The sequence below is a fragment of the Cryptocyanus atlanticus LEGE 06306 genome, assembly GCF_056633155.1.
Window position 1 is genome coordinate 63,802 of record NZ_JBSJOZ010000002.1, and the last position, 24,845, is coordinate 88,646.

Sequence of the window (24,845 nt, forward strand, 5' to 3'; positions counted from 1 at the left end):
ATGCCTTCTCCAGGGTTGATGATCCGCCGACGGCCATGGCTGCTCCTTCCGCCTCCCGCCGCTCCTCCCCCTCCGGCGGCCCCCCCCGCCCCCGCAGCGGCGCCGAGATTCGCGCGGCCTTTCTCGATTTCTACGAGCAGCGCGGCCACCGGCGCCTGGCCAGCGCCTCGCTGATTCCCGACGACCCCACGGTGCTGCTCACCATCGCCGGCATGCTGCCCTTCAAGCCGGTGTTCCTGGGCCAGGCGCCGCGGCCGGCGCCAAGGGCCACCAGCAGCCAGAAGTGCATCCGCACCAACGACATCGAGAACGTGGGCCGCACGGCGCGGCACCACACCTTCTTCGAGATGCTGGGCAACTTCTCCTTCGGCGACTACTTCAAGGAGCAGGCGATCCGCTGGGCCTGGGAGCTGAGCACCGAGGTGTTCGGTCTCTCAGCTCAGAACCTGGTGGTGAGCGTGTTCCGCGACGACGACGAAGCGGCGGCGATCTGGCGCGACGTCGTGGGGGTGAACCCCAGGCGCATCATACGCATGGATGAGGCCGACAACTTCTGGGCCTCCGGCCCCACCGGCCCCTGCGGCCCCTGCTCGGAGATCTACTACGACTTCCAGCCCGAACGGGGCGACGAGGGCCTCGATCTGGAGGACGACAGCCGTTTCATCGAGTTCTACAACCTGGTGTTCATGGAGTCGAACCGCGACGCAGGCGGCAACCTCACGCCGCTGGCGAGCCGCAACATCGACACCGGCCTGGGCCTGGAGCGCATGGCCCAGATTTTGCAGGGCGCGGCCAACAACTACGAAACCGATCTGATCTATCCGCTGATCGAATCGGCGGCGGGCCTGGCCGGCGTGGCCTACCCCAGCCTCGACGAAAAGGGCAAGACCAGCCTCAAGGTGATCGCCGACCACAGCCGCGCCATCACCCAGCTGATCGGCGATGGGGTGAGCGCCAGCAACCTGGGCCGCGGCTACATCCTGCGCCGGCTGCTGCGGCGGGTGGTGCGCCACGGCCGCTTGCTGGGCATCGACCGGCCCTTCCTGGCGGCCATGGGCGAGGCGTCGATCGCCCTGATGGGCCAGGCCTACCCCCAGCTCCGGGAGCGCCGCGAGCTGATCCTCGGCGAGCTGGAGCGGGAGGAGGCCCGCTTCCTGGGCACCCTCGAGCGGGGCGAGAAGCTGCTGGCTGAAGTGCTGGCGGCCCGGCCCCGCCAGATCAGCGGCGAGCAGGCCTTCGAGCTCTACGACACCTACGGCTTCCCCCTGGAGCTCACCGAGGAGATCGCCCAGGAGCACGGGCTCACGGTGGATCTGCCGGGCTTCGAGGTGGCCATGGAGGCCCAGCGCCAGCGGGCCAAGGCCGCGGCCGTGAGCCTCGATCTCACCCTGCAGGGTGCCATCGAGCAGCTGGCGGCGTCGCTGCAGCCCACGGCCTTCAAGGGCTATGAGGCCCTGGAGCACCCCAGCTGCGTGCTGGCCCTGGTGGTGAACGGCGCCCCGGCCGAGCGGGCCATGGCGGGGGATGGGGTGCAGATCGTGCTGGATGGCACGCCCTTCTACGGCGAGGGGGGCGGCCAGGTGGGCGACCGCGGCCTGCTGCTGGGCGGTGGCGATCAGACCGCCGCCGATGCCGGCGTGATCGTGAGCATCGCCTCGGTGAGCCGCAACCGCAGCGTGTTCGTGCACGACGGCCGCGTCGAGCGGGGCAGCCTGGCGGTGGGGGATCTGGTGACGGCCCGGGTGGACCCGGCCTGCCGCCGGCGGGTTCAGGCCCACCACAGCGCCACCCACCTGCTGCAGGCGGCGCTGAAGCAGGTGGTGGATCCGGCCATCAGCCAGGCCGGCTCCCTGGTGGACTTCGAGCGGCTGCGCTTCGATTTCCACTGCGCCCGGGCCCTGCGGGCCGAGGAGCTGGAGCAGGTGGAGGCGCTGATCAACGGCTGGATCGGCGAGGCCCACCGCCTGGAGGTGCGGGAGATGGCGATCGAGGCGGCCCGCGCCGCCGGCGCCGTGGCGATGTTCGGCGAGAAGTACGGCGACGTGGTGCGGGTGGTGGATGTGCCCGGTGTGTCGATGGAGCTGTGCGGCGGCACCCACGTGGCCAACACCACGGAGATCGGCCTGTTCACGATCGTGGCCGAGAGCGGCGTGGCCGCCGGCATCCGCCGCATCGAGGCCGTGGCCGGTCCGGCGGCGCTGGCCTACCTCAAGCAGCGCGATGCGGTGGTGCGCCAGCTGGGGGAACGCCTCAAGGCCCAGCCGGGCGAGATCGTGGAGCGGGTGGCGGCCCTGCAGGAGGAGCTCAAAGGCGCCGGCAAGGTCCTGGGGGCCGCCCGCGCCGAGCTGGCCGTGGCCAAGGCCTCAGCCCTGGTGCAGCAGGCCGAACGCGTGGGCGCCGAGGGGGATCAGCCGGGCTGCCGGCTGCTGGTGACGCGTCTCGACGGTGTCGATGGCACCGGCCTGCAGGGGGCGGCCCAGGACCTGGCCGCCCGGCTCGGCGACGGTGCCGCCGTGGTGCTCGGTGGCCTGCCCGATCCGGCGGACCTGAGCAAGGTGGTACTGGTGGCCGCCTTCGGTCCTGCCGTGGTCGCCGCCGGCCCCAAGGCGGGAGCCTTCATCGGCGCGGTGGCGAAGGCCTGCGGCGGCGGCGGTGGCGGCCGACCCAACCTGGCCCAGGCCGGCGGCCGCGATGGGGCCGCCCTCGATGGGGCGCTGCAGCAGGCGGCGGCGGACCTGCGCAGGACCCTCGGGAGCGCCGAACCCCAGGATGGCTGAGGGATCACCCGCCCAGGCACCGGCCGGCCCGGACGACAACGTGATCCAGGCCCTGCTGCACGACCTGCATGGGCGTTTCGCGTCCCTCGATGCCGGCGCCCCGGCCGCCTACATCCCCGAGCTGGCCCGGGCTGACCCCGCCGACTTCGGCATCGTCATCGCCACGGTGGACGGCCGGCTCCATGCCGTCGGCGATGTGGACAAGCCGTTCACCATCCAGTCGATCTCGAAGCCCTTCGCCTATGGCCTGGCGCTCACCCTGCTGGGGGAGGAGTCGATGGCCCGCACGGTGGGGGTGGAACCGTCCGGAGAGGCTTTCAACGCCATCAGCCTCGATCCCGTCACGGGCCGCCCCAGGAATCCGATGATCAACGCGGGCGCCATCGCCACCACGGCCCGGATCCACGCCCACGATCCGGCCGGATCGGAACGACTGCTCCTGGAGTTCTTCGCCGAGCTCTGCGGGCATCCCCTCGCCGTTGACGAGGCGGTGTTCCGCTCCGAGCAGGCCTCCGGCCATCGCAACCGGGCGATCGGCCATCTGCTGCGCAATGTCAACATCCTCGAGGAGGACCCCGAACGGGCCCTGGAGCTCTACTTCCGGCAATGCGCCCTCTCGCTCACCTGCCGCGACCTGGCGGTGATGGCCGCCACGCTGGCCTGCCAGGGCCGCAATCCCTTCACCGGCTCCCAGCCGCTGTCGGAGCTCGTGACCGAAAAGATGCTGGCGGTGATGGCCACCTGCGGCACCTACGACTTCGCCGGCCAGTGGCTCCATGACGTGGGGATGCCGGCCAAGAGCGGGGTGGGAGGTGGCCTGTTGGCCGTGGTGCCGGGCCGGCTCGGGATCGCCACCTATTCGCCCCGCCTTGATGCGCTGGGCACCAGCGTGCGGGGTCTGGCCGTCTGCAGGGCCCTTGCCGAGGGGCTCGGCCTGAGCCTGTTTGACCAGTACCCCCAGACGGGATCGACGATCCGGGCCTCCTACCGGGGCACCGAGCGCCAGTCGCGCCGCTGGCGCTCCGCCGTCGACAGCGAGCGGCTCCAGTCGGTCCGGGAGGGGATCTGGATCGTGCATGTGCAGGGCGTGCTCGAGTTCGCGGCGATCGAGCGGCTGCTGAGCGAGCTGAACCGGGCCACTGCCGACGTGTCGATCCTCATTCTCGATGGCGCCCATGTCACCGAACTCCCCGACGGCTCCCGGCGGCTGCTGGCCAGGCAGCTGGGCCTCCTGCGCCGGCGTGGGATGGTCGTTCTGCTGGCCCATGCCGATCGCCTCGCTCCCGGCGTCGCGCCCCTGCACGGGGAGGACCGACCGGAATGCTTCGACCGGCTCGATCGCGCTATCGAGCGGGCCGAGGATCTGCTGCTTGAAGCGCTCGGCCCCCCGCCCCAGCTCCCCGGCGGAGCCGCCCACAAGCCCGCGGCCGGGGTTCTCGCCCTGCTGCGGCCCGACCATCGCCGGGCGCTGCTGGAGCAGATGCGGGAGCGGACGTTCCGTCAGGGAGAGGCGGTGATCCGCCGGGGGGATCCCGGCCAGGAACTCTTCGTCGTGATCGAGGGCCGCTTCAGCATCACCGCCGGGGAGCCGGGGGAGCGGGGCCGGCCTGCCCCATCGCGGCTGGCCACCTTCGAGGCGGGTATGGTCTTCGGGGAGGTGGCCTTCCTCTCCGCTCAGGCGAATTCGGCCGATGTGACGGCGGATCTTGAGGGTCGCTGCTGGGTGCTGAGTCGCGCCGGGTTCGACGGGCTGCGTCAGCAGGAGCCGGAGCTGGTCACCGATCTGCTGCTGGGCCTCAGCCGTGACCTGGGCCAGAAGCTCGCCCTGAGCAGCCGTCAGCTCACCTGGATGGAGCAGCTCTGAGGCCCATCCGCCGTGGCCGGGGCCTCACCAGGTCAGGGAGGCGAACAGCTGCTGCATCCGTCGCAGCAACTGGTTCTCCTGCACCTCCACCCTCTCCTGGGCCAGGCCCTCCAGCTGGCCGCGGCGCTCGCTCACCAGATGGGCCAGGCGGTCCATCAGGGGGGGGTTGCGCTGCAGCAGCGGGGCGAGCTGCTGCCGGGACACCTCCAGCAGCACGCTTTCCTCCACGGTCCGCACCGTGGCGGAGCGGGGGGAGTCGGTGAGCATGGACATCTCACCGAACAGCTCGCCGGAGTGGAGGCAGGCCACCCGCACGGCCGGACCCGATGCCTGTTCCTTGAGCACCTCGACGCTGCCGGTGACCACCTGGAAGAGCGAATCCCCGTGGGCCCCTTCGCGGACCACCACCTCTCCGGGCGCGAACCGCAGGCAGCAGGTGTGGGCCGCCAGGCTGAGCTTCTCCTCGGCGCTGAGGCCCACGAAAAGGGGGTTGCGCTCCAGCAGGGCGCCGCGACCCTCCTGGCTGTGGTGGGTGGGATGGGCCGGATCGAGGCTGGCCCGCTTGGGCCTGAGCTCCCGCACTGGATAGGGAATGCTCTGGCCGATGCGCTCCAGGGCGTACCAGATCTGCTCGAGCAGGTCGCTGCGCAGCTCCAGCATCGCCGCCAGGGAGCCGGGCGGCTGGAAGGCGAGGATCTCGTAGGCGATGGCGCTGTCCTCGAAGGCCTTCACCCGCACGCTGGGGGGCGGCTCGGCCAGCACCAGCGGGTGCTGGCGCAGCACGCTCAGCAGGAGCGCCCGGGCCTGGGCCGGGGGCAGGGCGTAATCGAGGCCGAGGCTGAACCGGTTCCCCATCGTTCCGAAGGTTCCGTAGTTCCGCATCACCACCTCGGTGACCCGGGTGTTGGGCACCACCACCAGGGCGCCGCAGATGTCCTTCAGGCAGGTGTCCCGCCAGTTGATCGACATCACCATCCCCGCGGTTCCGTCCCCGAGGTCGATGAAATCCCCTTCCTTGAACACGTCGTCGAACTGGAGCTCCAGGCCGGCCAGCAGATCCTTGAGCGGCTCCTGGGCCGCCAGACCGATCATGGCGGTGAGCACCGCCGAGGTGGTGACCAGGCCGACCAGATCGAAACGGGCCTGCTCCTGGACCACGATCACCGTGGCCAGGGTGCCGCCGGCCAGCAGCAGCAGCTGCACCAGAATGCGGGGTGGCTGCTTCCTCCAGCCCAGGGCGGCCGGCAGCTCCAGGAACACCCACAGCACCATCCGCACCGCCAGGTAGCTGAACAGCAGATCGTCGAGGCTGCGCACCCAGGAGCGGTAGCCGTTCGGCAGGGGGTCGAGCGGCAGGCTGGCCAGGATCGCCCAGCTCAGCACGGCCCCCAGGATCAGGGGCTCGGGCAGCTGGGGAAGGCGGTGCTGCCGGAGCGGTCGTCGGAACAGGGCCGCCCCGACCACCACGAGGAGGGCGACCAACCAGACCTGCGGCAGGGGCATCGCTCGGAGAACGGTGAGACCGGGTGAACGGCGAGACTGCCCTGGTCCCCGCAGCAGGGTCAGGGGCGTTGGCGAAACCCTAGATCCCCCGGTGGGTTCCGATCCGCCCCTGGTCTGCCTCCCCCCGCCCTTGCCGCGCTCCCCCCGCCCCCCATGCCCAGACCGCACCCCTTTGCCCTAGCCCTCCCCCTAGGGGCGCTGCTGGGCGCGCCGACGGCCCTGGCCCAGCAGGTGCAGCTCCGCTGCGACGGCACCCTGCTGGAGGCCCGCGGCAACGCCGAACAGAAGCGCAGCATCGATCAGCTGAGGATCTCCCTGGCGCTTTCGGCCGAGGCCGCCGATGCCGATGGGGCCCTGGGTGAGCTGCAGCGGCGGCTGGCGTCGGTGCGGGCTGCGCTGCAGCGTCTGCAGATTCAGGACCTGGAGGTGAGCTCCCCCTCCACCTGGGAGCGGCCGGTCAGCCGGGAGCGGCCTGCGGCCGTGGAAGCCAGGCTGACGGTCAGCGGCGAACTGGCTCCGGCCGCGCTGCAGGCGCTGATCCGCCAGGTGGGGGTGCTGCCGGGGGTCCGGCTGGCGCCGGTGTCCAGCGAAGCCGATCGTCGGGGGGATGCCGCCGTGCGCCGCCAGCTGCTGGGGGCGGCCTACCGGAATGCCCTCAGCCAGGCCCGTGAGATGGCCGAGGCGATCGACCTCGGTGCTCCCATCCCCCTGGAAGTGCAGATCGAATCGTCCGCCCGGCCGGCCCTGATGCGGGCCCAGGCCGAGGCGTCTCCGCCGCCCTTCGATCCGGCCGAACTGGCCGCCCCCGTCGATCGCCTCACCCTGCTGGTCCGGTTCTGCGCCCGCTGATCGCCGCCTGCCCGGCTTCAGGCGGCAAGCTGATGGGGCCCCAGGTCAAGCCGATGTCGTCCGCAGGCGCCCAGGTCATCACGGGGTTCGGCCTCCTCGCCGTGCTGGCCATGGGCCATTTCCTGGCCGATTTCGGGCTTCAGAGCGATCGGATGGCGGTGGAGAAATGCCCCGGCAAGGACGAAACCCTGGCCTGGCAGTGGTGGCTCACCGCCCATGCCGGCATCCATGCCTTCGTCGTGACGCTGATCTGCGCCAATGTCTGGCTGGGCCTGCTGGAGTGGGGCTTTCACCTGCTGATCGACCTCGGCAAGTGCCGGCACCGCTACGGACTCGGGGTCGACCAGCTGCTGCACCTGAGCTGCAAGCTGCTCTGGGTGGTGATCCTGCTGGCCGGTGGGTCCGGGCGGCCCCTGGCGCTGGTGCCCCTGGTCGGCGGCTAGGGCGGGTTCGAGGGTGGCGGCGGGGGGCGCTCAACCGGGAGGGAGGGCCGCAGCCACGGTCCGCCCCATCGCCATCAGCCGCTCCATCCCCTTGCTGAGGCAATACCGGAGGGGATGGACCTCCCGGCCAATGGCCTCGAGCTGGGCGGTGTCGCCCCGGTGGGCGGCCGCGATGCCGTCGAGCAGGAGCCCGATCACCTCGTTGCTGCGCATGCAGCGGTGGCTCACCAGGGCCAGCAGCTCCATGGCCAGATCCACATCGAACAGGATCGTCTTCAGCACGCTGTCGGCACTGACCTCCACCACCTGGGCCGGGCCGTCCACCACCCGCACGTCGGCCGAGTGGAGGCCGGTGCCGAAGAGGCCCATCTCGCCCAGCAGCTCCTCCGCCTCGATCACGGCGAAGGTGTGGGGCAGGGGCTCCAGCAGATGGATCTGGATCGCCACCTTGCCCCGGGTGAGCAGCATCAGCTTGTCGGCGGGTTCGCCCTGCCGCATCAGCAGCTCCCCCATCGGCGCCTCGCGGGTGATCGGCTCCAGCTCGCCGGCGTGGATCTCCAGCAGCAGCTTCATCCGCTCCCGGACCACGGCCAGCTCCGGTTCGTCTCCCCACATGGCGGTCTCCCTCTCAGGTCTGCAGATAGGTGGTCTGGAGCAGGCTGGTCCGCAGGTGGGCCATCAGGCGGCGGGCATCCCGCAACGGCAGGTCCCCCCGGCTGATCGCGGCCTCACTGGCCATGCGCAGTCGCTCGAGCAGCAGATCGGGATCGTGTTCCATCGCCTCGAGCACCTCGGTGTTGGTGTTGCCCCTCACCACATGGTCGACCCGGTAGCGCCCATTGGCACCCAGACGGATGTGAACGGCATTGGTGCTGCCGAACAGGTTGTGCAGATTGCCCATCACCTCCTGGTAGGCTCCGGCGAGAAACAGCCCGATCCAGTAGGGCTCGCCCTCCCGCAGGCCATGGAGCTCCAGCAGGGGTCTGGGCTGGCCGGAGCCGATGAAGCGGGCCAGCTTTCCGTCGGAATCGCAGGTGAGATCGGCGAAGCTGCCCAGCCTGTCGGGGCGCTCATCGAGCCGGTGGATCGGCAGCACCGGGAAGAGCTGATCGATCGCCCAGGTGTCCGGCGCCGAGCGGAACACCGAGAGGTTGGCGTAGTACGTGCCCGCCAGCGCCGCCGGCAGGGCGCGCAGATCCTCGGGGATGGCGTGCTCCGGCGACAGGGCGGCCAGCCGCTCGGCGATGGCACGGCAGCAGGCCCAGTGCAGCTGCTCGGCCCTGGCCCGGTCGGTCAGGCCCAGGTACCCCAGCCGGAAGGCGGAGAGGGCATCGTCGCGGAACTTGATCGCGTCGTTCCAGGCCTCCTGGAGCCGGTCGGTGCCTTCGTCCGCGCTGGACTGGATGGTGGCCAGGGTGTCCCGCAGGTTGCGCACGATCAGCGGCTCGCCCGCTGGGGCCTCGGGCACCGACCCGGGCGGGGAAGCGGCGCCCAACACGTCGAAGACGAGCACGCTGAAATGGCTGGCGATGGCCCGGCCGCTCTCGCTCACCAGGGTGGGCAGGGGGAGGGCATGGGGCTCGCAGCACTCGCGCACCGTGGCCACCACGTCGTTGGCGTAGTTCTGCAGGGAGTAATTGGTGGAGGCGGCGGTGGCGGTTCGGCTGCCGTCGTAGTCGATGCCCAGGCCGCCGCCCACATCCAGGTAGCCCATCGGGGCGCCGAGCCCCGCCAGCTGCACGTAGATCTGGCCCGCCTCCTGCAGGGCGTCCTTGAGCACGGCGATGTCGTTGATCTGGCTTCCCACGTGGAAATGGAGCAACCGCAGCTCCCCGAGCAGATCGGCCTGGCGCAGGGCCTCCACCGTGGCCAGCAGGTCCGGCACCGACAGGCCGAACTTGGCCCGCTCCCCCACCGAGCTGCCCCAGCGGCCGGTGCTGCGGCTGGAGAGCTTGGCCCGCACCCCGATCAGGGGAGGGGCTCCGAGTTCACGGCTGGCGGCGATGATCCGCCCCACCTCGTCGGCCTGCTCAATCACCACCACCGGCTGCCGGCCCAGCCGCCGGGCCAGGATGGCCGTCTCGATGTAGCGCTGGTCCTTGTAGCCGTTGCAGATCAGCAGCGCCTCGGGGTCATCCAGCAGGGAGAGGGCGATCAGCAGCTCCGCCTTGCTGCCGGCCTCCAGGCCGAAATGCCAGCGGCGGCCGCTCTCCACCAGCTGCTCCACCACGTGGCGCTGCTGGTTGCACTTCACCGGGAAGACCCCTTGGTAGCGGCCGGCGTAGCCGTACTGGGCGATCGCCCGCTCGAAGGCGGCGTGAAGGCGCTCCAGCCGGTCCTCGAGGATGTCATCGAAGCGGATCAGCAGGGGCAGGGAGAGGTCACGCCCTTGCAGCCCTTCCACCAGCTCGACCAGATCCAGGGAGCCGCCCCGGTCACCGCGGGGCTGCACCATCACGTGGCCGCGGGCGTTGACGGAGAAGTAGGGCTCGCCCCAGCGGTCGAGGCCATAGAGGGCGGCCCCGTCAGCCACGGTCCAGGCGGAGCCGGGAGGCGCCACGGCGACGGTGTCGGCAGGCATCGGAGCGGGGGTGGCGGGGGTGGGGCCGTCCGGCGGAATCTAATCAGGTTGGGCGGGGCTGCTTGCCAACCGGCAGGCCCAGCGCGGACGATGACTCTGCTCCTCTAAGCCCCATTCCATGGCCACCGAACGCACTTTCCTCGCCATCAAGCCCGATGGGGTGCAGCGGGGGCTGGTGGGGGAGATCCTGGGTCGCTTCGAGCGCAAGGGCTTCAAGCTGGTGGGCCTCAAGCAGCTGGTGCCCAGCCGTGAACTGGCCGAGAGCCACTACGGCGTGCACCGGGAGCGCCCCTTCTTCGCCGGCCTCGTGGCGTTCATCACCAGCGGCCCGGTGGTGGCGATGGTCTGGGAAGGCGAGGGCGTGATCGCCGGCGCCCGCAAGCTGATCGGGGCCACCAAACCCCTGGAGGCCGAGCCGGGCACGATCCGCGGTGATCTGGCGGTGAACATCGGCCGCAACGTGATCCACGGCTCCGACGCCCCCGAAACCGCCGCGTTCGAGATCGGCCTCTGGTTCGATCCCTCCGAGCTGAGCGTCTGGACCCCCGCCGATCAGGTGTGGCGCGTCGAGCCCTGACCCTCCATCCTGGAGCCACAGCCCCGCACGCGCGATGTCACGACCTGTTGCGGCTGGTCTGACAACCCGTCTCCTGATCGGATCCAGCGTGGCGGTGGTGGTGGCGCTCTCCGGCATGGTGCTGGCGGCGGCGCGGCTGCCTCGGGTGATCGACGTCCCCTCGCGCCCCGCCTTCGTCAGGCCTCCCGGCCGGTCTGAACAACAGGCCAGCGCCGGCCAGGTGCTGGCGCCCCTCACCGAGCTGCGCACCCAGCGGCCGGGCCGGCTGCAGGTCCAGCTGGCCGACGGCCGCGGGTTCCGCCTCGGCGGCGACTCCCTGCTGCGGCTCGAGTCCTCCGGCCCGCAGCTAACACGGGGCCAGATCATCGCCTGGATCGATCCGACGGCGGCCCGGCGTCCCCCGCTGCGGATCCGCACCCGGGTGGGCACGGCCTCGATTCAGGGCACCACCGTGTTCATCGAGGATCTCCCCGGCGAAGTCCGCTTTCTGAGCTGGGAGGGGGAGGTGGAGGTGGTGGCCCGGGATGGCCGGCGGTTCACACTCCGTAGTGGAGAACTGCTCGCCGCCACTGCCGGGGGCACCTGGGTGGGCCCCCGCCAGCTGAGCTCCGGGGAGGTGCGCCGGCGCCGGCGCACGAGCGTGCTGTTGAACGGCTTCACCGCCCCGATGACGACGCTGCCGGTGATCGAGCGCGAACTGGGCCTGGACCCTTGAGGCCGTTCGGGCCCGGACCCTGGCGGCAGCTCTGGGGGCTGGCCCTGGCCGTTCCCCTGGTCGCTGGGCTCGACCGCCTGCCCACCACCACCCTCGGGCAGGGGCTGCGGGAGCTGGACAGCCAGCTGGACGGAGTCTTCTTCCGCCTGCGCGGCGTTCGCCCTCCGCCGGCCGATCCGGTGATCCTGGCCATCGATGCCGATTCGCTCGAGCTGGGCGAGTTGCTCAGCCCGAGCGAACGGGCGGCCTCCCCCCTCTGGCGGGAGATGGGGCCCTGGCCCTGGCCGAGGGCCCTGCAGGCACGGCTGGTGGCCAGCGTGCTCGAGCAGGGGGCCGCCCGGGTGCTGGTCAACCTCGAATACAGCCAGCCCAGCCCGTTCGGCGCGGCCGACGACGCCGCCTTTGCGGCGATCCTGGCCCCCTGGCGCGACCGGGTGCATCTGGCGATCCGCTATGGCGTCCGCGACCGGCAGGGGCTGGAGCAGGTGCGGCTGGACCAGCCGATCCATCGGCTCGCCCCCCCCGGTCTGACGACCCTGCTGCTGTCGCCCCAGGGGGTCGCCGAGGCGGTGCCGGGGCGGGTCTGGCTGGAGCGCAACCTGGCCGGCTTTCCGCGTCCCCTGCCGCGCCCCCTGGCCTTCCTCGCCGCCGAGCGTCCGCTGCCGCTGGCCCCGATGGGCCTGAATCTTCACGGTCCGGCCGGCAGCCTGCTCGCGGTACCGGCCTGGCAGGTGCGGGACACCCCCGCCGGCTTCTGGCGCGGCCGCACCGTCCTGTTCGGCGCCACCTCCCTGGCGCTGGGTGATCGGCAGGAAACGCCCTTCGGTCCCCAGAGCGGCACTGAGGTGCAGGGCGTGGCCGTCGCCAATGTGCTCGAGGGCCGGGGGCTGGGAACCCTGCCGGGGCCCGCGGAACCGCTGCTGCTGCTGGCCTGGGGCCTGGGGGCCTGGTGGTGGCTGGGCCGTGGCGGCAGCGCCGGCCGCACGGTGCTGCGGCTCCTGGCCCTGCTGGCGTTCACCCTCCTGGCCGGCTGGGGGCTCTGGGCCGGAGCCCTGCTGCGGCTTCCCCTGGCTGCCCCGCTGCTGGCCGCGCTGGCGGGCGGGGGGACGCTGGCCCTGGGCCAGGTGCTGGTGGAGAGCCGGGAGAGGACCTACCTGCACCAGTTGCTCTCCCGGCGGGTCTCCCCCACCCTGCTGCGCGACATCCTTCGAAACCCCGGGCCGATCTGGACCCAGGCCGGCGGCAGCCGGGCCCGCTGCGTTGTGCTGTTCAGTGATCTGGTGGGGTTCACCCCGCTGAGCGCCAGCCTTCCCCCGGATGAGCTGTTCAGCCTGCTCAACCGCTATTTCGAGCTGATGGCCGCCGCCGTGCTGGCCGAGCAGGGGCTACTCGACAAGTTTATCGGCGACGCGGTGATGGCGGAATTCGGCGTGCCCCGCAGCCGCGGCGACCGTGAGGAGGCCCGCGCGGCGGTGCGGGCGGCCCTGGCGATGCAACGGGGCCTGGAGGGTCTCAACGGGGAACTGGCGGCGGCGGGCCGGCCGCCCCTGCGCCATGGCATCGGTCTGCACGTGGGAGAGGTGATCGCGGGCAACTTGGGCGCGTCCCAGCGGCTGGAGTTCACGGTGGTCGGGGCCACCGTGAATGTGGCCAGCCGCCTGGAGGGCCTCACCCGCCGCCTCCCCGGCCACCCGATCCTGATCAGCGCTGAGCTGCTGGCCCTGCTGAGCGGAGAGGTGGAGGTCGAGGCGCTGGGGGCGCATCGGATCGAAGGCTGGCCCGCTCCCCTGAAGGTATTCGGGCTGCGGGGTGTGCTCCCTCCCACGGACGGCCCAGAATGCGCCCGTCGCGCCCCGCCGTCGCTTGAACCGGATGGGGGAGCGTGACAGCGCCGTTCGCCCCTTCTCCCGATGCCGCATTCGCCGCTGCCCGTTCCGCACGCCTCGTCCGTCAGGGGCACGCTCCCAGGCGCCGCCCTGCTGGGTCTGGGCGCCTGCATGGCGGTGCTCCTGGGGCCCGGAGCGGCCGGGGCGGCCGAAACCGCCACGGTCCAGGAGATCCTCGACGGCAAGGAGCTCTACATCGACTCCCGTCAGGCCAAGGTGAAACAGAAGGCCCGTTCGCCCCAGGAGATCAGCACCCGGGACAGCCGCGGTCAGCTCAGCTTTGATTCGGGGGCGGCGGGCCGGCTCAACCGCTTCTCCCAGATCCGGCTGGGCAGCACCTGCTTCCTGCTCAGCAAGGGGCAGGTGCTGGTGTCCGGGAAGCAGAGTGGTTGCACCAGATCGTCCCGTCTGAGCGTGCGGGGCACCAACTACCTGCTGGAGGTGAAGGACGACGGGGGGTCGGAACTCTCGGTGCTGGAGGGATCGGTGCAGGTGGAACCCCTGCAGGATGGGGAGCCCACCGGAGCGGCCCCCACCACGGTGCAGGCGGGGGAACGGCTCCAGCTCTCCCCCGCCGGGGTGATCCTGGCGGTGCTGAAGCTCTCCAGCGGCGACTACAACACCATCCTGGGCGGTCCGCTGTTCCGGGGGTACTCGGTGCCACTTCCGGCCTTCGGCTCGCTGGAGAGCTACATCCGCTCCTCGGTGCCCGGGGTCACGCTTCCCTCCCTGCGGGTGGCCCCGTCGGTCCCGTCCTTCGGCCTGCCGCGCCTGTTCTGATGCCCGGCTCCTTCCCCCTGACTGAGAGGTGCTGATGCGGCGCAGCGGGATCACGGTGCTCGGCTCCCTTGCGGTGGCGGTGCTGGCTGGCGTCCTGAGCGGCTGGCCGCCTGCCCTCTGGCGCAGCTGGGAGCGGGGGCTGGAGCAGCAGCTGGTGGTGCTGCGGGGGAGCCGCCCCGTGCCCCCCGGCGTGGTGCTGGTCACCATCGACGATGCCACCCTCCAGCAGGGCGGCTGGTTCGTCAGCCAGAACCGCGAGCGGATCCCCCCCTGGGCCCGGGGGATCGGCACTCTCCCCTGGCCCCGGGCCGCCTATGGCCTGCTGGCCTCCCGGCTGCGGGAGGCCGGGGCCTCGGCTGTGGCGATCAACGTGGTCTTCGCCGGTCCCAGCAGCTTCGGGGCCGCCGATGATGTGGCCTTCAACCGGCTTCTGGAGCGCCAGCGGGGGCGGGTCGCCCTGGCCGCCGAGATGCTCGAACCGCAGGACGACCAGGCCGTCGGAGGCCTCACCCTGGTGCGTCCGGAACTGCTGCTGGGGGCGATCGGCGGACCGACGCGGCTCGGCCTCACCAACACCCTGCCCCAGCGGCCGGACCAGCCGGCCCTCCACCCCGAGGCCTACGGCCGGGGTCTGCTGCCGGACAACCAGGTGGATCCGTTCCCGTCCCTCTCGGCCACTGCCCTGACCCTGGCGGGCCGGAGCAGCCGCCAGGACGATCCCCGCCGCGCCCTCAATTTCTACGGCCCGGAGGGCAGCTTCACGCGGTTGCCGGCCTGGGAGGTGCTCGACCCCGAACGCTGGCGCGACCATCCCCGCCGGGGCTCGGTGCAGGGGGCCATCGTGCTGGTGGGGCCGGTGGTCTCCCAGGGCGACACGGGCAACCCCTCCCCCTTCGGTCCGCTCTCGGGCCTGGAGACCCTGGCGACGGCCACCGCCAATTCCCTGCAAGGGGATGGTCTGGCCGCCTGGCCCCTGGATCCCCTGCCCCGCGGTCTGCTGGCGATGGCGCCGTTGCTGCTGGTCGCCGCCCTGGCCCTGTCCCGGCCAGCTCTGGGCTGGCGGCTCGCCCTGGTGGCCGGTGTGCTGGTGCTGCAGCTCGTGGTCGGGGTGGTGGTGCTGCGCCAGGCCCGCCTCTGGCTGCCGCTGCTGGCTCCGGCCAGCGGCCTGGTGCTGCTGGGGCTGCTCTATGGCGGCGACGCCTACCTCAGCGAGGAGCGGGAGCGGCGGCGGCTGCGCCGCACCTTCGAGCGCTACGTCGCCCCCTCCCTGGTGGCTGAGATCCTGGCCGATCCGCAGGCGGCCGAGGGCATGCTGCGCGGCCGCCTGTTGCCGGTCACCGTGCTGTTCTCGGATCTCAAGGGCTTCACCCAGCTCACCCAGCGCCGCAGCGCCGACGGCCAGATCGAGCTGCACGTGCGCCAGCTCAACCGCTATCTGGGGGCGATGGTGGCGGTGATCACGGCCCATGGGGGCACGGTCGACAAGTTCATCGGCGATGCCGTGATGGCGGTGTTCGGTTCCCCGCTGGGCCGCGGCGCCGGCGAGGAGGCCCGGGCGGCCCTGCGCTGCGCCCGGGCAATGCGGCAGGCTCTGGCCGAGCTCAATGCCGCCTGGGCGGAGGAAGGTCTCGAGCCGTTCGACAGCGGCATCGGCCTCGCCAGCGGGGAGGTGATCGCCGGTCAGATCGGCAGCCCCCAGCGCCTGGATTTCACCGTGATCGGCGACAAGGTGAACCTGGCCAGCCGGCTGGAGGGCCTCACCCGCACGGCGGCGGTGCCGGTGCTGTTCGATGCCGCCACGGCTGATCTGGTGGGAGACGCGATGGCCGTGCGGGGGCTGGGCGAGCGGCCGGTGAAGGGGCTGGGGGCGATTCCGATCTACACCCTGGCGGAGGATGGGGTGCTGGCCGGTGTCGCCGGCTGAGGCGCCGGGAACCGGTCCCAGCGGAACGCCCGCAGCAGCCTGGCCAGCTCCCCGTCCCCATCCCCGTTCCCGTCGAGGCCCCGGCAGACTTCCGCGGCGATGGCCTCGGCCGTGATCGCCGCCAGCAGGACGCCGTTGCGGTAGTGGCCGGTGGCCAGGCTGAGCCCCGCGATCGGCGACGGGCCCAGCAGCGGGGCCGCGTCGGGGGTCCCGGGGCGGAAGCCCCACCAGCGCTCCATGGGCGGCCAGTGGGCCGCCTCGGGGAGGAGGCTGGCCAGGCCGTGCTGAAGCTGGCGCTGTCCCTGGGGTGTCAGTCCCTCGCGGAAGCCCGCCTCCGGCTCGCTGGTGGCGCCCACCACCAGGAGCCCGTCCTCCCTCGGCACCAGGTAGGTGCCGGGGCCGAACACTACGCGCCTCAGGGCCTGCCTGGGTCCTTGCAGCGACAGCATTTGCCCCTTGATGGGCACCACCGGCAGCTGGCTCAGGAGCCGCGCACTCCAGGCGCCGCAGGCCAGCACGGCCCGGCCGGCGGGGATCTCCGTCTCGCCCCCCTCGGCACGCCGCAGCCGCACTCCCTCGAGCCGGCCACTCCGCACCAGCAGCTGCTCCACCTGGGCCCCCTCCTGGAAGCGCACCCCCAGGGCGCTGCAGGCCCGCTCCAGGGCCCGCATGAGCCGGCGGCGGTTGTCGATCTGACCGTCCTGCTCGAACAGCAGTCCCGCCCTCCAGGCCGGGGCCAGCCCCGGGATCTCCCGCTCCAGGGCGGCCCGCTCCAGGGGCTGGCCGAAGCGCGCCGTGGGATAGGCGTCCCGGTCGGCCGCCGTGGTGAAGGGCACCACGATGCCGCAGGGCCGCAAACCGCAGGGGAGGCCTCCATCGGCCTCGATCGTCGCCACCCAGTCGGGGATGCCCGCCAGGCTGCGCCGGCCCAGCTCGAGCAGGGGGCCCCGCAGCCCCTCGGCGTGGGGGGCGAGCATGCCGGCGGCCACGAAACCGGCTGCCTCGCTGCGCCGCCGGCTCAGCACGAGCACGGCCTCACCCCGCCGGGCCAGCTGGTGGGCAATCGCCAGCCCGATCAGGCCACCGCCCAGGATGAGCACAGGTTCCGGGGTGGCGCCGTCCATGGCGGAGTTCGAGTCAAGGCCCGCGAGTCCCTCAGCTTCGGCCATCGTCACCCGGCCCGGCGATGTCGCCCTGCTGAGCCTGCGCCTGCCGGCCGGCCGCGATCTGCGCGGCTCCCTGGAGGAGCTGGTGCTGGAACGGGGTCTGAAGGCCGCCTGGGTGAGTTCGGCCATCGGCAGCCTCGAAGCGCTGCGCCTCCGGCCGGCGGGGGAGGAGAAGGCCCTGGAGCTGCCGGGGCCCTGGGAGCTGCTGAGCCTGCAGGGAAGTCTCGGCGGCGATGGCGTGCATCTCCATCTGGCCGTCGCCGACGCGGCGGGACACTGCCGGGGCGGCCATCTGCTGGGCGGCAACCGCATCCGAACCACCGCCGAGATCGCCCTGCTGCTGCCCGGTGGCAACGTCCTGCACCGCCGGCTGGATCCCGCCACCGGCCATCGGGAGCTCCAGGTGGATCCCGCTGCCTAGGATCGACGTCCCAGGAGCCGCGGGAGCACTTCGGTATGGCGTCGGCCATCGGTCACGAGGGATGGGAGGCGGTGATCGGCCTCGAGACCCATGTGCAGCTGGGAACCGCCAGCAAGATCTTCACCGCCGCCTCCACGAGCTTCGGCGACGCCCCCAACAGCCACATCGACCCGGTGGTGCTGGGCCTTCCCGGCACCCTGCCGGTTCTGAACGAGAAGGTGCTCGAGTATGCGGTGAAGGCGGCCCTGGCGCTCAACCTGCAGATCGCCGAGCACAGCAAGTTCGATCGCAAGCAGTACTTCTATCCGGATCTGCCCAAGAACTACCAGATCTCCCAGTACGACCAACCGATCGCCGAAGACGGCTGGATCGAGGTGGAGGTGGCCGAAAAGGGCAAGGAGACCTACACCAAGCGCATCGGAATCGAGAGGCTCCACATGGAGGAGGACGCCGGCAAGCTCGTGCACGCCGGCAGTGACCGGCTCGCCGGCAGCACCCACTCCCTGGTGGATTACAACCGCGCCGGGGTGGCCCTGGCCGAGATCGTCAGCAAGCCGGATCTGCGCACCGGCCGGGAGGCGGCCGAGTACGCCTCGGAGATCCGCCGGATCATGCGGTATCTGGGCGTGAGTGACGGCAACATGCAGGAAGGATCCCTGCGTTGTGATGTCAACATCTCGGTGCGGCGCAGCTCCGACGATCCCTTCGGCGTGAAGGTGGAAATCAAGAACATGAACTCCTTCTCGGCGATCCAGAAGGCCTGTGATCACGAGATCGCCCGCCAGATCAAGGCGATTGAGGCTGGCGAGCCGATCCACCAGGAAACCCGCCTCTGGGATGAAAGCAAGCAGCTCACCAGGAGCATGCGCAGCAAGGAGGGCAGCAGCGACTATCGCTATTTCCCCGAACCGGATCTCGGCCCGATCGAGGTCACCGGCCCCCGCCGTGAGGGATGGCGCGCCGAACTGCCGGAACTGCCGGCCGCCAAACGCCACCGCTATCACGAGCAGCTCGGTCTCTCCATCTATGACGCCCGGGTGCTCACCGACGAGCGCACCATGGCGGAATACTTCGAGGCCGCCGTGGCGGCCGGGGGCGATCCCAAGGGGGTGGCGAACTGGGTGACCGGGGACATCGCCGCCCATGTGAACGCCAACCGGCTGTCGATCGCCGAGCTGCCGCTGCGGCCGGAGGCCCTGGCCGAACTGGTGCAGTTGATCGAAGTCGGCACGATCAGCGGCAAGATCGCCAAGGAGATCCTGCCGGAGCTGCTGGAGCAGGGCGGCTCCGCCAAGGCGATCGTGGCCGAGCGCGTCCTGGGGATGATCAGTGATCCCACCGTCATCCAGGCGGTGGTCGACGAACTGCTGGCGGCCCACCCCGAGGAAGTGGCCGCCTTCCGCGGCGGCAAGACCAAGCTGCAGGGCTTCTTCGTCGGGCAGCTGATGAAGCGCACCGGCGGCAAGGCCGACCCCAAGCTCGCGAACCAGATCCTCAGCGTGCAGCTGAAGGGCTGATGTCGACGTCGGCTCTCCATCGCCCGGTGGCGGCCGGCGGTGGAGTGCGGCCCAAACGGCGTCCGAAGCATCTGTTTGAAGCCGGCACTTTGGTGCTGGCGCTGCCGCCCATCAGCCCCCCGGTGAGGTTCACCCGCTCCAGGCGAATCCGGGGATGGCATGGAGGTCTGAAAGGGATCATCAATGGTGGAATGGGGCCGGATTACCCGGCCACCCCAAGGGCGACCACGGCGACCAGACCCTGTCTCCACGGGAGAGGGTCCGGGCCCATGCGGGGATCGTTCTTCAGTTGGCCACGAGCATCAGAGCTGTCGTTATCGCGGCCTCCCTGGTTCCGATGGCCCGGCAGGCGAAACTCCTGCGGGCCTGCCATGACACCTCCGTGCGGTGGCACATCGAGGGGCACGCCGGGAACAGCACGGGTGACACCAAGGAGGTGCATCAGGCCTGGGCGACTCGCTTCTGCAACGGCGGCTCCCTCAGACCCAGGGAGTGAGCCGGAGTGCCGCACCCCAATCCTGCTGGAAATGCCGAATCGAAGGACGCACGCCATACCCGCGAAAGCCTGGGGATCGGCTGCAGGCGAGGATCGAGCACCCCGATCTCGGCCTCGGCTTCGACGACCTGCTCTGCTTCGCGGCCCCTCGGTCTTCCGTGGGGCAGACATGCCCCGGCAGGGCGAAACCGATGACTTCCCCGCCCAGGGCGTGCCGATGCATCGGTTGTCCGCGGAGGGGGAGCCCCCGGATGTGCGGCCCGCGTTTGGACCCGTCGTCCGGCGCCTGATCAAGCCCATGGCCCCTCTTCTGCGCACGCTGGTGGATGGCGGCAACGCGGTGATTGTTCACCTGGTCCGGCATGAGCAAGGGATGATGGACAGATCCCCAGCCGTCGTCGCCGGGCTGCGGGTGTTCACGGTGGGGATGAGCCTGTGACCTGGCAATCCGCGAGGCACGGAAAAGGCCATGGGGGTGGCCCTCAGCTGCTGCAGCGTCGACGTGACCGTCGATTCCGCCAGGTTCGGGGTTGGCCGCCCGGCAGCCGGCCGAGCGGAACCTCAGGAACTCGCTGAGGTTCCGGGATCCGCTGGCTCCAGGATCCGCCGGATCTGCTCCGCTGTCTCGGCGGGGCTGTGGCGGTTGTCGATCACCCCATCGGCCAGCTCACGCTTGCGCGCCAGGGGCCACTGGGCGGCGATCCGGGCCTGTGCCGCCGCTGCGCTGAGGCCGTCGCGGCGCATCAGCCGCTGCCGTTGCTGGCCCTCGTCGCAGTCCACCAGCCAGATGTCGCTGCAGAGGCTCTCCAGCCCCGCCTCGAACAGCAGCGGGATCATCAGCACCACCGCCGGCGCCGTGGCCAGACCAGCCAGCTCACGGTCGAAGCGCTTCCGCACCAGCGGATGCACCAGGGCTTCGAGCCAGGTCCGCTCGGCGGCCTGCGGAAAGATGATCCGGCCCAGGGCGGCGCGGTCGATGGCCCCGTCCAGGGCCCCCTCCCCGCCGTCGGGACCGGCCGCGGCGCGCACCCTGGGGCCGTAGCGGGCCAGCACGGCGGCGCTGGCGTCGGTGCCGGGTGCCAGGGCCTCCCGCGCGAACACGTCGGCATCGAGCAGCGGCAGCCCGTGGCGATCGCGCAGCGCCGTGCCCACAAGGCTCTTGCCGGTGGCGATGCCGCCGGTCAAGCCGATGCGGCGCTGGGGGCCCCGCCAGCGGTTCGGCTTCACGGCACGGAGGGCAGGAGGATGGCAGTCTCGATCGCCCCGAGCCGTCCCGCTGTGTTGTTGTCCGACCCCAGCTCCGCTGCCGCCAGCCCGGTGCCCCCCTGGCGGCCCGTGCCCGGTGGCGTGACGGCCCCCCGCGGTTTCCTGGCCGCCGGCATCACCGCGGGCCTCAAGGCCTCTGGGAATCCCGACCTCTCCCTGCTGCTGGCCCCGGTGGGCGCCGTCTGCGCCGGCAACTTCACCACCAACCGGGTTCGGGCCGCCTGCGTGGACCTCTGCGCCGAGCGCCTGGCGGCCGGGGCCGGCCACGCCCGCGCGGTGCTGATCAACTCCGGCCAGGCCAACGCCTGCACCGGCGAGCGGGGCCTGGTGGACAGCCTGCGCGCCACCGCCGCCCTGGCAGGGCGGCTCGGTCTCCAGCCGGAGGAGGTGCTGATCGGCTCCACCGGGGTGATCGGCGTGCCGATCCCGATGGACACCCTGCTGGCGGGGCTTGATCCCCTGGTGGCGGCCCTCAGCCCCCAGGGGGGTGCCGCCGCCGCCGCCGCCATCCTCACCACCGACCTGGTCGACAAGCAGATCGCCCTCGAGGCCGATCTCGGCGGCCGACGGGTGCGGATCGGGGGCATGGCCAAGGGCTCGGGGATGATCCATCCAGCCATGGCCACGCTGCTGGGGGTCCTCAGCTGCGATGCCGGCGTGCCGGCGGATCTGTGGCAGGGCATGGTGAAGCGAGCGGTGGATCGCTCCTTCAATGCCATCACGGTGGATGGCGACACCAGCACCAACGACACGGTCCTGGCCTTTACCGCCGGCGAGCCCCTGGAGCCGCTGCACCTGGCCGCCCTGGAGGCCGGCCTGACGGCGGTGGCCCAGCATCTGGCCCGGGCGATCGCCCGTGATGGCGAAGGCGCCACCTGTCTGCTGGAGGTGCGGGTGGAGGGGGCGGCCGATGAGGCCGGTGCCCGGACCATCGCCCGCACCATCTGCGGATCCTCCCTGGTGAAGTGCGCCATCCACGGCCGGGATCCCAACTGGGGGCGGATCGTGGCCGCCGCCGGGCGGGCCGGCGTGCCCTTCGACCCGGAGGCCGTGGGCCTCGCGCTGGGCCCTCACGAACTGATGGCGGCTGGACAGCCCCTGGCCTTCGATCGCCCCGCCGCCGCCGCCTACATCCGTCAGCAGGCTGCGGGCCCTTACCTGAGCGGCGACACGGTGACGATCCGGCTGCGGCTCGGCGCGGGGCCCGGCGACGGTCTGGCCTGGGGCTGTGACCTCTCGGACCAGTACGTGCGCATCAACGCGGATTACACCACCTGAGGGTGGCCGCCGGGGTGAGGATGGATGACGTCCCGTGCAGCCAGCCCCATGCCCGAGCCTGGCGCCCGGCGCCGTTCCCCCCGCCCCGCAGCCGCTGGCTCGGGCCCTGGCTCCGGTGCCGGTTCCAGGGCAAAGGCGCAGGCCCCCCTGGCGCCCTGGGTGCTCCCGCTGGTGGCTGGCCTGTGCTTTGGCCTCGGCTACGGCGTGACCGATCGGGTGCTGGCCCTGCGCGCCGGAGGCGTGCCGATCGGGGAGGGGTTCGAGGTCAAGCCCTTCCCCGGCACCAGCCTCGAAAGCCTGCGGTTGCAGTTCGGCGCCGATCCGGAGGAGATCCGCGGCGACCTGGGCCAGGAGGAGCTCGAGCAAGAGCGCCAGAAGGAGGAGGAGCGGCTGAAGCGGGAGGAGGAGGAGCGACTCAGGGCCGAGCGGCAGCGGGAGGAGGAGGAGGTCCGTGCCGACGAGGAGCGCCGCGCCGCCCTGGAGCAGGACAGGTCCCCGGATCCCGCTCCGCCCGGACGTCCCGAGCCGCCTGCGGAAGCTGGCGACGCCTTTCCGGCGCCGCCCCCCGCCCCCGGCGACCTGCCCTGATCTGCCACAGTTTGGCCAGCCTGGACCGATCGGAGATGCCTGCCCCCCAATCCCTGGTCCAGGCCGCCCTGAATCGGCTGGGTGCCCGTCTGGGCAGCGGCCTGGCCGATTCGGCCGCCAGCCTGGCCGTGCTGGCTCAGGAGGCCCCCGAGCGCCTGCTGCGGGAGTGGGGTCTGTTCTGGGATGAGGTGGAGCAGGAGGCCGACCGGCTCGAGACCGAGGCCGCCGCCGACCCGTCCGCTGCCCGGGGCCAGGATTCCGCCGCCGCACCCGGGCGGGTCCCGGCCCCGCAGCAGCAGATCGATGACCTGCGGGCCCGGGTCGCTGCCCTCTCCCGACGGCTCGAGGACCGCGCCTGATGGGGGCTCTGGTGCAACGGTGGCGAGGGTTCGCCCGCTCGCTGCGGATCTGGTGGGCGGTGCTGCAGTTGCTGGGCGGCCTCTGGTGGGATGCCCGGACCTGGACCTACCCCGGAGGGGTCACCGCCGAACGCCGGGCCGTACGTCAGCAGGCCCGTGCCCGCTGGCTCACCACCGAACTGCTCGGCCTCGGTTCCGCCTTCATCAAGCTGGGCCAGCTGCTCTCAGCCCGTCCCGATGTGCTGCCCGCCGGTTACGTCGAAGAACTGGCCCGTCTGCAGGACAGCGTGCCCGCCTTCCCCTTCCCGGTCGTGCAGACGCTGCTGGAGCGGGAACTCGGCGAGCGCTGCGCCGAGATCGTTGATCTGGAGGTCAAGCCGCTCGGCTCGGCCAGCCTCGCCCAGGTGCATCGCGCCAGCCTGCGCAGCGGACGCCAGGTGGTGTTCAAGATCCAGCGCCCCGGACTGGAGCGCCTGTTTCGCCTCGACCTGGAGGTGATGCAGCAGGTGGCGGCGGTGCTGCAGCGCCATCCCCGCTGGGGCCAGGGTCGTGACTGGGTCTCGATCGCCCAGGAATGCCGCCGGGTGCTGTTGCGGGAGCTGGATTTTCGCCTCGAGGCCGAACACGCCGCCCGCTTCCGTCAGCAGTTTCTCGACGACAGCGGCATCCGTATCCCGGCGGTGGTCTGGGAGCTGAGCAGCCGCCGGGTGCTCTGCCTCGATTTCCTTCCCGGCATCAAGATCACCGACCGCGCCGCCCTGCTGGAGGCGGGCATCGATCCCTCGGCCGTGGCGGAGAAGGGGGCCGCCAGCTACCTGCAGCAGCTGGTGCGCTTCGGCTTCTTCCACGCCGATCCCCACCCGGGCAACCTGGCCGTGGCCGCCGATGGTGCCCTGATCTACTACGACTTCGGGATGATGGGCCAGCTGTCCCAGCGGCTGCGCAGCCGGCTGGGCCGGATGGTGCGCGCCGCCGCTGCCCGCGACGCCTCCGCCCTGGTCGATGAACTTCAGGGGGCGGGCGTGATCGCCGCCGATGTGGATCCCGGGCCGGTGCGGCGGCTGGTGCGGGTCATGCTCGCCGATGCCCTCACCCCCCCCTTCTCCGCTTCGGTGCTGGAGAAGCTCTCGGGTGATCTCTACGACCTGGTGTACGGCCAGCCCTTCCGCCTGCCGGCCGAGCTGATCTTCGTGATGCGGGCCCTCTCCACCTTCGAGGGCGTGGGCCGCAGCCTCGATCCCGGCTTTAGCCTGATCGCCATCGCCCGCCCCTATCTGCTGCCCCTCATGACCGCCAGCGGGAATGGCCCCAACGATTTCATCGGCGAACTCTCCCGACAGGCGGCGGAAGTGGGCAGCCGCGCCCTGGGCCTGCCGCGCCGGTTGGAGGAGAGCCTGGCCCGGGTGGAGCAGGGCGATCTCCAGGTGCAGATCCGTGCCGGTGAAACCGACCGGCTGCTGCGGCGCCTGGCCCTGGCCCAGCAGGGCACCAGCCTGGCGATCGTGCTGGGCGCTTTCACCGTGGCGGCTGCGGTGCTGGGGGCCGGCAGCCAGCCGGCCCTGGCGGCGATTCCGCTGGTGGCCGGACTGCCGGTGGGCCTGAGCTGGATCAAGCTCCAGGGGCGTCAGCGGCGGGAGGCGCGCCTGGAGAAGCTGCCCGGGGCCGGGGGCTGAGCGCCCCAGGCTGGCTGGATGAGACGATCCGGACGTTCATCCGGCCGGTGCCTTGCGGGGGCGTCAGTGTTTCGCTGAACAGCCGCCGGCTGCTCCCGTCGGAGAAACGCGTACATCCCTGCACCGGATCACGGGCCAGGTCGATGGAGGTGGCTGGGAAGCAGAAGCGGTAGCTGCTGAAG

At 71.6% G+C, this 24,845-nt stretch carries 22 protein-coding genes; 17 read left to right on the top strand and 5 right to left on the bottom strand.

Annotated elements, in window-relative coordinates; genetic code table 11:
* Nucleotides 1-35: 35 nt before the first annotated feature.
* Together alaS and glsA are read left to right on the top strand one after the other, a co-directional pair.
* The gene (gene alaS, locus ACWJI7_RS03040) at nt 36-2,777 is read left to right on the top strand and encodes an alanine--tRNA ligase (protein ID WP_479935258.1); all 2,742 of its coding nucleotides are present in this window, start codon (nt 36-38) and stop codon (nt 2,775-2,777) included.
* The gene (gene glsA, locus ACWJI7_RS03045; RefSeq protein ID WP_479935260.1) at nt 2,770-4,641 is read left to right on the top strand and encodes a glutaminase A; all 1,872 of its coding nucleotides are present in this window, start codon (nt 2,770-2,772) and stop codon (nt 4,639-4,641) included. The genes alaS and glsA overlap by 8 nt, the downstream gene beginning before the upstream one ends.
* A gap of 24 nt (nt 4,642-4,665) precedes the next feature.
* Here the strand turns inward: glsA and ACWJI7_RS03050 are convergent, their stop codons facing one another.
* Complete coding sequence (locus tag ACWJI7_RS03050) at nt 4,666-6,144, bottom strand: cyclic nucleotide-binding domain-containing protein (protein WP_479935262.1); 1,479 nt, start codon at nt 6,142-6,144, stop codon at nt 4,666-4,668.
* A gap of 153 nt (nt 6,145-6,297) precedes the next feature.
* Between ACWJI7_RS03050 and ACWJI7_RS03055 the strand changes: the two genes are divergently transcribed.
* Nucleotides 6,298-6,993: an SIMPL domain-containing protein gene (locus ACWJI7_RS03055; RefSeq protein ID WP_479935264.1), complete on the top strand. Its 696-nt coding sequence runs from the start codon at nt 6,298-6,300 to the stop codon at nt 6,991-6,993.
* A 53-nt stretch (nt 6,994-7,046) separates the two neighbouring features.
* Nucleotides 7,047-7,436, top strand: a complete 390-nt coding sequence (locus tag ACWJI7_RS03060) for a DUF3307 domain-containing protein (RefSeq protein ID WP_479935266.1) — start codon at nt 7,047-7,049, stop codon at nt 7,434-7,436.
* A 30-nt stretch (nt 7,437-7,466) separates the two neighbouring features.
* Here ACWJI7_RS03060 and ACWJI7_RS03065 read toward each other — a convergent pair whose 3' ends face one another.
* Both ACWJI7_RS03065 and speA read right to left on the bottom strand, forming a co-directional pair.
* The gene (locus ACWJI7_RS03065) at nt 7,467-8,051 is read right to left on the bottom strand and encodes a cyclic nucleotide-binding domain-containing protein (RefSeq protein ID WP_479935268.1); all 585 of its coding nucleotides are present in this window, start codon (nt 8,049-8,051) and stop codon (nt 7,467-7,469) included.
* Between the two features lie 13 nt (nt 8,052-8,064).
* Nucleotides 8,065-10,017, bottom strand: a complete 1,953-nt coding sequence (gene speA, locus ACWJI7_RS03070) for a biosynthetic arginine decarboxylase (protein WP_479935270.1) — start codon at nt 10,015-10,017, stop codon at nt 8,065-8,067.
* A gap of 118 nt (nt 10,018-10,135) precedes the next feature.
* Here speA and ndk point away from each other — a divergent pair, with 118 nt between their 5' ends.
* Genes ndk through ACWJI7_RS03095 form a run of 5 tightly spaced genes read left to right on the top strand, consistent with a single transcriptional unit; the run spans nt 10,136 to nt 15,899 of the window.
* Complete coding sequence (gene ndk, locus ACWJI7_RS03075) at nt 10,136-10,594, top strand: nucleoside-diphosphate kinase (protein ID WP_479935271.1); 459 nt, start codon at nt 10,136-10,138, stop codon at nt 10,592-10,594.
* 34 nt (nt 10,595-10,628) lie between these two features.
* The gene (locus ACWJI7_RS03080) at nt 10,629-11,309 is read left to right on the top strand and encodes a FecR domain-containing protein (RefSeq protein ID WP_479935272.1); all 681 of its coding nucleotides are present in this window, start codon (nt 10,629-10,631) and stop codon (nt 11,307-11,309) included.
* Nucleotides 11,306-13,195, top strand: a complete 1,890-nt coding sequence (locus tag ACWJI7_RS03085) for a CHASE2 domain-containing protein (protein WP_479935274.1) — start codon at nt 11,306-11,308, stop codon at nt 13,193-13,195. Before ACWJI7_RS03080 ends, ACWJI7_RS03085 begins: the two co-directional genes overlap by 4 nt.
* Nucleotides 13,196-13,219: 24 nt before the next feature.
* Nucleotides 13,220-13,975, top strand: a complete 756-nt coding sequence (locus tag ACWJI7_RS03090) for a FecR family protein (protein WP_479935275.1) — start codon at nt 13,220-13,222, stop codon at nt 13,973-13,975.
* Nucleotides 13,976-14,009: 34 nt separating this feature from the next.
* The gene (locus tag ACWJI7_RS03095; RefSeq protein ID WP_479935277.1) at nt 14,010-15,899 is read left to right on the top strand and encodes a CHASE2 domain-containing protein; all 1,890 of its coding nucleotides are present in this window, start codon (nt 14,010-14,012) and stop codon (nt 15,897-15,899) included.
* On the opposite strand, the gene thiO is transcribed toward ACWJI7_RS03095, so the two are convergent.
* Entirely contained in the window at nt 15,854-17,023 is a 1,170-nt protein-coding gene (gene thiO / locus ACWJI7_RS03100) for a glycine oxidase ThiO (RefSeq protein WP_479935279.1), read from the bottom strand. The two genes, ACWJI7_RS03095 and thiO, sit on opposite strands and share 46 nt — an antisense overlap.
* On the opposite strand from thiO, the gene ACWJI7_RS03105 reads away from it, so the two are divergent.
* The 4 genes from ACWJI7_RS03105 (at nt 17,022) to ACWJI7_RS03120 (ending at nt 19,938) form a co-directional block, all read left to right on the top strand.
* Nucleotides 17,022-17,486, top strand: coding sequence for a PPC domain-containing DNA-binding protein (locus ACWJI7_RS03105; RefSeq protein ID WP_479935281.1), 465 nt, complete (start codon nt 17,022-17,024; stop codon nt 17,484-17,486). The genes thiO and ACWJI7_RS03105 overlap by 2 nt on opposite strands.
* A 35-nt stretch (nt 17,487-17,521) precedes the next feature.
* Nucleotides 17,522-19,003, top strand: coding sequence for an Asp-tRNA(Asn)/Glu-tRNA(Gln) amidotransferase subunit GatB (gene gatB / locus ACWJI7_RS03110; RefSeq protein WP_479935283.1), 1,482 nt, complete (start codon nt 17,522-17,524; stop codon nt 19,001-19,003).
* A gap of 337 nt (nt 19,004-19,340) precedes the next feature.
* Nucleotides 19,341-19,499 carry a hypothetical protein gene (locus ACWJI7_RS03115; protein WP_479935284.1) on the top strand — a complete coding sequence of 53 codons (159 nt, stop codon included), beginning with the start codon at nt 19,341-19,343 and terminating at the stop codon, nt 19,497-19,499.
* Nucleotides 19,500-19,668: 169 nt separating this feature from the next.
* Nucleotides 19,669-19,938 (top strand): hypothetical protein, encoded by a 270-nt coding sequence (locus tag ACWJI7_RS03120; protein WP_479935285.1) that lies wholly within the window; start codon nt 19,669-19,671, stop codon nt 19,936-19,938.
* A gap of 122 nt (nt 19,939-20,060) precedes the next feature.
* On the opposite strand, the gene coaE is transcribed toward ACWJI7_RS03120, so the two are convergent.
* The gene (gene coaE, locus ACWJI7_RS03125; RefSeq protein WP_479935287.1) at nt 20,061-20,726 is read right to left on the bottom strand and encodes a dephospho-CoA kinase; all 666 of its coding nucleotides are present in this window, start codon (nt 20,724-20,726) and stop codon (nt 20,061-20,063) included.
* Nucleotides 20,727-20,783: 57 nt separating this feature from the next.
* Here coaE and argJ point away from each other — a divergent pair, with 57 nt between their 5' ends.
* From argJ to ACWJI7_RS03145, 4 genes are read left to right on the top strand one after another with little or no spacing between them, the layout of a single operon-like run.
* Nucleotides 20,784-22,043, top strand: a complete 1,260-nt coding sequence (argJ, locus tag ACWJI7_RS03130; RefSeq protein WP_479935289.1) for a bifunctional glutamate N-acetyltransferase/amino-acid acetyltransferase ArgJ — start codon at nt 20,784-20,786, stop codon at nt 22,041-22,043.
* A gap of 48 nt (nt 22,044-22,091) precedes the next feature.
* Nucleotides 22,092-22,631 (top strand): hypothetical protein, encoded by a 540-nt coding sequence (locus ACWJI7_RS03135; RefSeq protein ID WP_479935290.1) that lies wholly within the window; start codon nt 22,092-22,094, stop codon nt 22,629-22,631.
* A 35-nt stretch (nt 22,632-22,666) separates the two neighbouring features.
* A complete protein-coding gene (locus ACWJI7_RS03140; protein ID WP_479935292.1) occupies nt 22,667-22,990 on the top strand; it encodes a hypothetical protein in 324 nt (107 codons plus the stop codon).
* Entirely contained in the window at nt 22,990-24,663 is a 1,674-nt protein-coding gene (locus ACWJI7_RS03145; protein ID WP_479935294.1) for an ABC1 kinase family protein, read from the top strand. The genes ACWJI7_RS03140 and ACWJI7_RS03145 overlap by 1 nt, the downstream gene beginning before the upstream one ends.
* The last annotated feature ends 182 nt before the right edge of the window (nt 24,664-24,845 follow it).